Annotated in this window: 7 protein-coding genes; 3 read left to right on the forward strand and 4 right to left on the reverse strand. The window is 59.0% G+C overall.

The features are described from left to right. Positions 1-486 precede the first annotated feature (486 nt). Complete coding sequence (locus tag HV796_RS39670; protein WP_175233215.1) at positions 487-798, reverse strand: putative quinol monooxygenase; 312 nt, start codon at positions 796-798, stop codon at positions 487-489. A gap of 2,523 nt (positions 799-3,321) precedes the next feature. Between HV796_RS39670 and HV796_RS43645 the strand changes: the two genes are divergently transcribed. Beyond that, positions 3,322-3,519 carry a hypothetical protein gene (locus HV796_RS43645; protein WP_217478182.1) on the forward strand — a complete coding sequence of 66 codons (198 nt, stop codon included), beginning with the start codon at positions 3,322-3,324 and terminating at the stop codon, positions 3,517-3,519. A 469-nt stretch (positions 3,520-3,988) separates the two neighbouring features. Then, on the forward strand, positions 3,989-4,336 hold the full coding sequence (locus HV796_RS39675) for an IS4/Tn5 family transposase DNA-binding protein (protein WP_175233216.1): 348 nt from the start codon (positions 3,989-3,991) through the stop codon (positions 4,334-4,336). Between the two features lie 228 nt (positions 4,337-4,564). Here HV796_RS39675 and HV796_RS39680 read toward each other — a convergent pair whose 3' ends face one another. The 3 genes from HV796_RS39680 to HV796_RS43655 are packed head-to-tail and all read right to left on the reverse strand — an operon-like array spanning position 4,565 to position 5,710. Beyond that, complete coding sequence (locus tag HV796_RS39680) at positions 4,565-5,212, reverse strand: recombinase zinc ribbon domain-containing protein (protein ID WP_217478183.1); 648 nt, start codon at positions 5,210-5,212, stop codon at positions 4,565-4,567. Further along, positions 5,212-5,445 (reverse strand): hypothetical protein, encoded by a 234-nt coding sequence (locus HV796_RS43650; RefSeq protein ID WP_217478184.1) that lies wholly within the window; start codon positions 5,443-5,445, stop codon positions 5,212-5,214. Before HV796_RS43650 ends, HV796_RS39680 begins: the two co-directional genes overlap by 1 nt. Continuing rightward, positions 5,429-5,710 carry a recombinase family protein gene (locus HV796_RS43655; protein WP_217478185.1) on the reverse strand — a complete coding sequence of 94 codons (282 nt, stop codon included), beginning with the start codon at positions 5,708-5,710 and terminating at the stop codon, positions 5,429-5,431. The genes HV796_RS43650 and HV796_RS43655 overlap by 17 nt, the downstream gene beginning before the upstream one ends. 14 nt (positions 5,711-5,724) lie before the next feature. Here HV796_RS43655 and HV796_RS43660 point away from each other — a divergent pair, with 14 nt between their 5' ends. Further along, positions 5,725-5,901, forward strand: a complete 177-nt coding sequence (locus HV796_RS43660) for a hypothetical protein (protein ID WP_217478187.1) — start codon at positions 5,725-5,727, stop codon at positions 5,899-5,901. Positions 5,902-6,225: the final 324 nt, after the last annotated feature.

Genomic DNA, 6,225 nt, shown 5'->3' on the forward strand with positions numbered 1-6,225 from the left:
TCTGTCACCACCTAACGGTCGCCACAACGAGGGGTCGGGCATGGCGATATTTTTACTCGCGGACCACGCGAGGGGGCATGCACATGCCCGTACTAGCCAGCTTTCACGGTACGAGGTGGCCTTAGTGGTATCGACGATTATCGTTTTATTGCCTGTCCTCTTGACGCGCCCCCCCCAGCAAATATGGTCATGTGATGTCGATGGACAAGACATCACGACGTTTCCACTCAAGTTCTAGCCAGTCAGCTCGGCTTGGATCCGTGGGCGCAGGCGCTGATCGATCGGTGCGGTTGAGGCAAGGTTGAGGCGCCCGTCACCGCGGCTCGAACGAACGACCCGGCGAGGCCGTTGCTTATCGCCTTTCACTGCACATCCGACATGCCAGGAACTGCCGCAAGGTTATCCAGTACCTTGTGCAGATTCTGCCTGAAACGACTGGCCAATTACCGCTTGGCATCCCGCGCAGGCTAGGAGCCTATAAGTGGGCTATGCCACTCGCGTATTCACCACGTCTACTGCGTCCAGCGTCACGGCAACGCGCACCGCGAGCTCGTTGATGCGTGACAGATAGTGCTGAAAATGTGAAGTCGCACGGTGAGCGGCTACGGCCTCAGTGTCCTTGTAGAGCTCGTCGAGAACGAATCGCCCTGGGTTGTCAATATCGCGCCATAGATTGTATTCAAGATTACCGGGCTCAGAGCGAGACGGCGAACTCATGCCGCGCAGCAACGCTTCGAGCTCGATCTCGAGCCCAGTCCTCGCCGTGAGTATCGCGACGATTTTTACGGTTGAAGCCACTTGATTATCTCCCTCTAATCACTGCACCCTCGGTCAGTTATGCATTCCGCACCCGCGTCTGCTTGCAGGGTAGCCCAACATTGATTTTCGTCATGATGGCAATGCTCTCTTCCACCGCTGCAAAAACGCACTTGGCGGATTCGGATCGCACGTAGTCCGTTGCAAACTCGCCGTTTGCAACGGGTTCGGTGCGTCGGTTTCATAGATACTACCGGCGTGCGATACCGCATCCCGTGACATTTTTGGCATGCCGTCACACTGCAGCTCATAAGCGAACTGACGCAAAGCTCAGCTTCTTCGCACGGGAACACATGTTTGGACCGGAAGCAAAAACGGCCCATCCGGCCTGATGCTTTTACTTTGGGCATGCTCAATATAACATTGTCGCTGGACGACGCGTCATTCGCCCTATTCACTCATGAGAGAGCTGCAGCGAGACCGCGTCTAGCTTGCTTGAGCAAAGACGCACGAACAGGTAGAGCAAGGATAGTCACCCTGCCGGCTTCCCACTTCTGAAAGGTAACGGCCACGACAACCGTTTGATCGTCCATGCGGTCGTCCCGAAACCGTCCCATTGGTGTCCGAGGGTAGGAGTTGGGGAACGCGAGGCATGGATAACGGGACTGGATGAAAGTCAGCTTCTGTCTCGTAGGTTCTTATTGTCCGCGCTCTTCGTCCACGTCGTAGCATGAGTGCTTTTGCCACAAGGACAATCGACGCCGGAAAAGGCGGGGGTTCTGACGGAAGTACGCCGGTTACGACTATTAACAGGAAGGAAACCTCATCGTGTGGATGGGAGCGCCATTCGATACGCGGGCGTAGCGGCAACGTTGAGGTCGAGCTTCGCGAAAAGCGAACCACACTTATGAACGCGGCGCGTCAAGTCAATGACTTCGGCCACGGTCGCAGGCATCGAGTTGAGATATGCATAACAGTTCATGGGTACGGCAATCGCGGATCTTGAGCGAAGTGCCGTAGATGCGCGGGCATACGTGGGGCCGACGGGCGCAAGGGGTGCTGATACGACAACTGTTCCCAATCATTTGCGGCTATGCCATGGATATCGTCATCCATTGCGAACGTAACCTGCCCATTGATTGACTTGCGCATCTGGCGACTGCTCTGGAGATGGCGAAACGCGGACACCACGCGAAAAGCAGGGCCCTGACGTAAGCGGCGGTACTTCCGGGCGAACGAGCAAAAACCTGGAACCTTGCAACAAAAAGCTGGAGCCCAGGGCAGCATCTGCAGCGCCCGGCTCATCCGTGCTTCACGGTCGCAATTGCGCGATTCGCGGGCCGGTCTGGGCATCTTACTTTGCCTGTCGGGTCCTCGGGGACCCCGTGCTGGCAAAAGCGAGCTTACCCGAAACCGGTATGACTGGGGTCGCCGGAGCAATGACGTGTGAGTCAGCGGAGTTCACAAGAGGGGACCGAAGCGGTGGTCACGGCCGCAAATGGCCGGATAGAGAGCCGCAGCCCCATCCTGTTTATCCGAACACACGGAAACTGTTGCAGAACTGGACGCATTCGTTGAGCATTCCTGCTCGGTCTAATAGAGTTGCTTTGGAAGAACGGATCCTGAAAGACCGGGAACCGGACCGGCGAACACTGACGAGCGGAAGGAACACGCATAGTGCCAGGGTCGCGGTCCCAAGACGGGGGTCCGACACAAACCAGCGCTGATGAAAAGAGGATCCAATCGCGACAGAATGAGCGATTAATTGCCTGATTTGACGAGCGTCCGCCTGCTGTCATACGCGCTTTTTCATCATCCGTTAATCGGAGGTCGGTCCACGAAACGCGCCGACGATACCTCTCGCGTCTGCGCGACAATGGGTAAGAAATGCAGCAGCGAGGCGCCAAGCTCCGCGCCGGCCTTCAACCAGCTACTGGGCCTGGCCATCCGAACAGCCCCCCCAAACCCCTCCTGGCCGAATTCCCGGGCTGCCCTCATGGCCGCCGCGTGCGCTTCCGGACCTACTGCTACGCCAAGCCGTTCCAGCTTGCGTAACTGCGCCACCGGATCGCGATTGTTTGCGGCCATCGTCCTCATCCGGCCGAGCAATTCGGCTGCGTCGCCGGACAGATCGGCCTGAAAGCCGACCGGGTTCCCGGGCAATCGCCGACCTACCGGCCTCTCTGCCGCGAATGTTCCCGAATTTTTCTGAGCGAGCAGCGCCGCGCGTTGCGCATGACGGGACGTCACAGGGTCGCATGCCACCGGCACGTGTAAGTGCGCCGACAGGGAGGCGGCGCCCCGTAATCGGGAAACGGAAGGCATTGCTGAGGCGGAGGCCGCTGGTTTGCGAGCAAAATCCGTGAGCGGTTGGGCCATAACAGATGGGCTAGAAGCAATTCGGTTGGCGAACATAAACAGTCTGGAGGGTTTGAAACCGTTACACTGTAGACGCCGATCGCTCGCACCTACGCTCGCGCCCCCGAAACAACTCCCGCTCCGACGAAAGCGGAACAAAAGACCAAGCGACACATTGCCTGGCTTAGACCGGCAACGACTGGGTAGTTGCACAATGTCTCGCATGCTCGCGCCGTCCGGGTGAAACCGAAAATTGCGCGGATGAATGCCTGCCGATCAATTCATGATATCGCTGAGCATTTCAATGATCTCGACGTTCCGCACCACGACCTTCCGCTTGCGCCGTACGCAGTCAGCCAGTTCGGCGAGGACCACGTCGCGTTGCCAGACGACCGCGGGCGCTGAGCATACTCCTCACCCTCACGCCAGGCCGCCGGCGGGAATCCCAGACTCATGAACTTCCGCAGCTACTGGAAGTCGAGCACATTGCTCTCGCGACCCGGCACATACTTCATTCGCCGCGGATCGACCAGCCAAAGTTTCAGCCCCGTGCTGCTTCAGCACCTCGTACGTCGCTATCGCGCTTGCGCACAGCCAGGGCGTTTCGCACTGTCGTCGATGGACAACAGTGATGCAGAAAGCGTCGATATTGACTCGACCCCTCGACCAGGACGAGGTTCTTCGGCAAGAAATGGAGTCCGCCGACTACTCGCCCATGCTCATGAACTCTCCCACCGCTAAGACCATGTCGTTACACAATGTGGCGGCCACTGTTCTGCGACGGCGAGGAAGGCCGCTTACTTTCAATGGCATAGCGACGCGCTTGTAAACTATCGGCGTTTGGCAATTTACTCTCCTCTTTTAAGCGAACGCCTTGGTCACCGAATCGACGCCCTGGACACATGCGGAATTCGAGCAACTGGATCTTGGCGAGGCGCGCCTGAACAAGCGCGCGAGGCTTTTGATGGAAAGGATGGCGGCCGACCCGACGGCCAGCGTGCCGCACGTATGCCACGGTTGGGGCGAAACGATAACGGCGTATCGCTTGTTCGATAACGAGAAGGTCCAGTGGCATGCGATTCTAGAGCCGCATTGGCAGCAGACGCAAAAGCGCACGCAATCCCATCGGGTTGTGCTCTGTCTTCAAGACACCGCCGAGCTTGATTTCAACGGCCAGGATGCGCTGGGATTGGGGCCGCCGACGTATGAGGCGCACCGATAGGCGTCTTCTTCAGACGCAGTTCCGTGTGATCCCCGCCTTGCCAATGCACAATGACGCGTACCGAGTCGCCATGAGAGGTCACGACGATCTCTTTGATCACGGTTCGCACGATACGCTTCCTGACATCAGGCGTCGTGTCGGGGTGCTCCCACAGGCGTGGTATATCCTCGGCCAACGCCATGAGGGCTTGCCTAGTCTCATCGCTGAGTGCATCGGGGCGCTGTCGCATCAACTCGGCGACCTCTTCCTCCCGCACCGATTGTAGGTCAAATGCATCGTTCCCACGTGGCGTTGTGCACGATTGACTTCGTAGCGAGCGCGCTGCAGCGCCAGGCGCTTCTGGGCGAACTGATCGTCATCGACGCTTTGCAACTGCTCGATGGCCTGAATCGCGGCTTGCAGTCCCAGCGGCTGCAAGCCGCGTAGCACTTGGTCGGCCACCAGTTGATCCGCGCCGACGACGCCGAACATGACATAGCAGGCTTGGTCACGGCTGAAGATATGTGTGATGCATTGATAACGGATGCTGGTCGGGCCGGGATAGTTCACGCTAAGCTTGACCCCACACTGCCCACAGCGCAGTAATCCCGATAGTAGCGCGCTGCCGCTCCTGATCGAGCCACGCACCGCACTGCCATGTCCATTGGTGTTGTGGGCCACCAACTCCCGGTTGGCGCAGTACACGTCCCAGTCGATGTAGCCCTCGTGATGATCGCGAATCAGCACCGCCCAATCCTCGGGCCTGTGTTGATGGGTACGCACGGCACCTTTGCGCCCATCCTCAATGCGCACGCTGGTCTTGCAGCGGCCATGTGTATAAGCACCCGCGTAGATTGCGGCAGGCTCAGCACGCTGTGGTAGCACGGTGCCTTCCACTAGTGGCGCTCTGCGCTGCCGGCGCTCGTCACAGCCGGCATATCGATACCTTGCTCGCCCAGCCAGAAATACACGCGCCTAGCGCTTCCGAGTTCGGCAAACTTGCGAAACACCAGATCGATGGCCGCGCGCACGCGCTCGTTGGGATCCTTCCCGAGGCCATCGTCGCCTGTGCGTACGTAGCTGATAGGCACATGCATGTAAAGCTCGCCGCGTTTAGCCTTCAGCTTCATCGCTTCGTGCGCTCGCTGCCGGAAGCTGGCCAGTTCCATCTCGCTGATCGTTGCCTTTCATGCCGAGCAGCGGCCGGTCATTCACCTGAACGGGATAATAGACGCCCTCTGCATTGGTGAGCAACGCCCGCACAACATTGCAGGACTCCAGCAGCGTGTGCCAGTCTCGCCCATTGCGTGTCAGGCGCGATGCTTTGATGCCCAGAACCGCGCCGACCTCGCCATCGTAAGGCAAGCTCAGCAACTGTTCGAAGCCCGGGCGCATGTGCCTGAACCGGAGTGGCAGAGATCGTCGTCGATGACCTCCACGCGCTCCCACCCCAATTGCCCAGCGCGCTCAACCAGCGCATATTGCCGACGCTGGCTCTCGAGGTTGTTCTGTACCTGTGCCACGGCGATGGCTCGCATCCACTGCACCACCTGCTGCTGCAACTGGTGCCGAACGTCCTGCGGTAGTGTCGGCAAGGGGACTGCGCTGGCGTCTTCGAACAGCGCTATCTGAACCATCGGGCGGGGCGGCATCGAGTTCTCCTGCTGGGCTTGGACTATCCCACAAGGATAAGAACGTCGATACACAACGGTGAAGCTCCAGTAGCGTTGCAATGGATAAGCGCGATTGCTCGACGACTCGCACATTGGCGGCCGCAAGCTCGGTCATCCACGCGGGGGGAGGAAGCGTAGCACGCAGATTCGAGGTGATTTCCGGGGTGTGCAGCACAGTGGCGCATATGCCATATGCCAGCTCCTGCGTGGCTCATGCCCGAGCCTCCAGAATCCGGT

The sequence above is a fragment of the Paraburkholderia humisilvae genome (genome assembly GCF_902859855.1).
Taxonomy (GTDB): Bacteria; Pseudomonadota; Gammaproteobacteria; order Burkholderiales; family Burkholderiaceae; genus Paraburkholderia; species Paraburkholderia humisilvae.

Coding starts and splice junctions, on each gene's coding strand:
- HV796_RS43650 (WP_217478184.1), bottom strand. CDS start 5,445: ATGAAGCTGAAGGCTAAACGCGGCGAGCTTTACATGCATGTGCCTATC.
- HV796_RS43655 (WP_217478185.1), bottom strand. CDS start 5,710: ATGCGCCCGGGCTTCGAACAGTTGCTGAGCTTGCCTTACGATGGCGAG.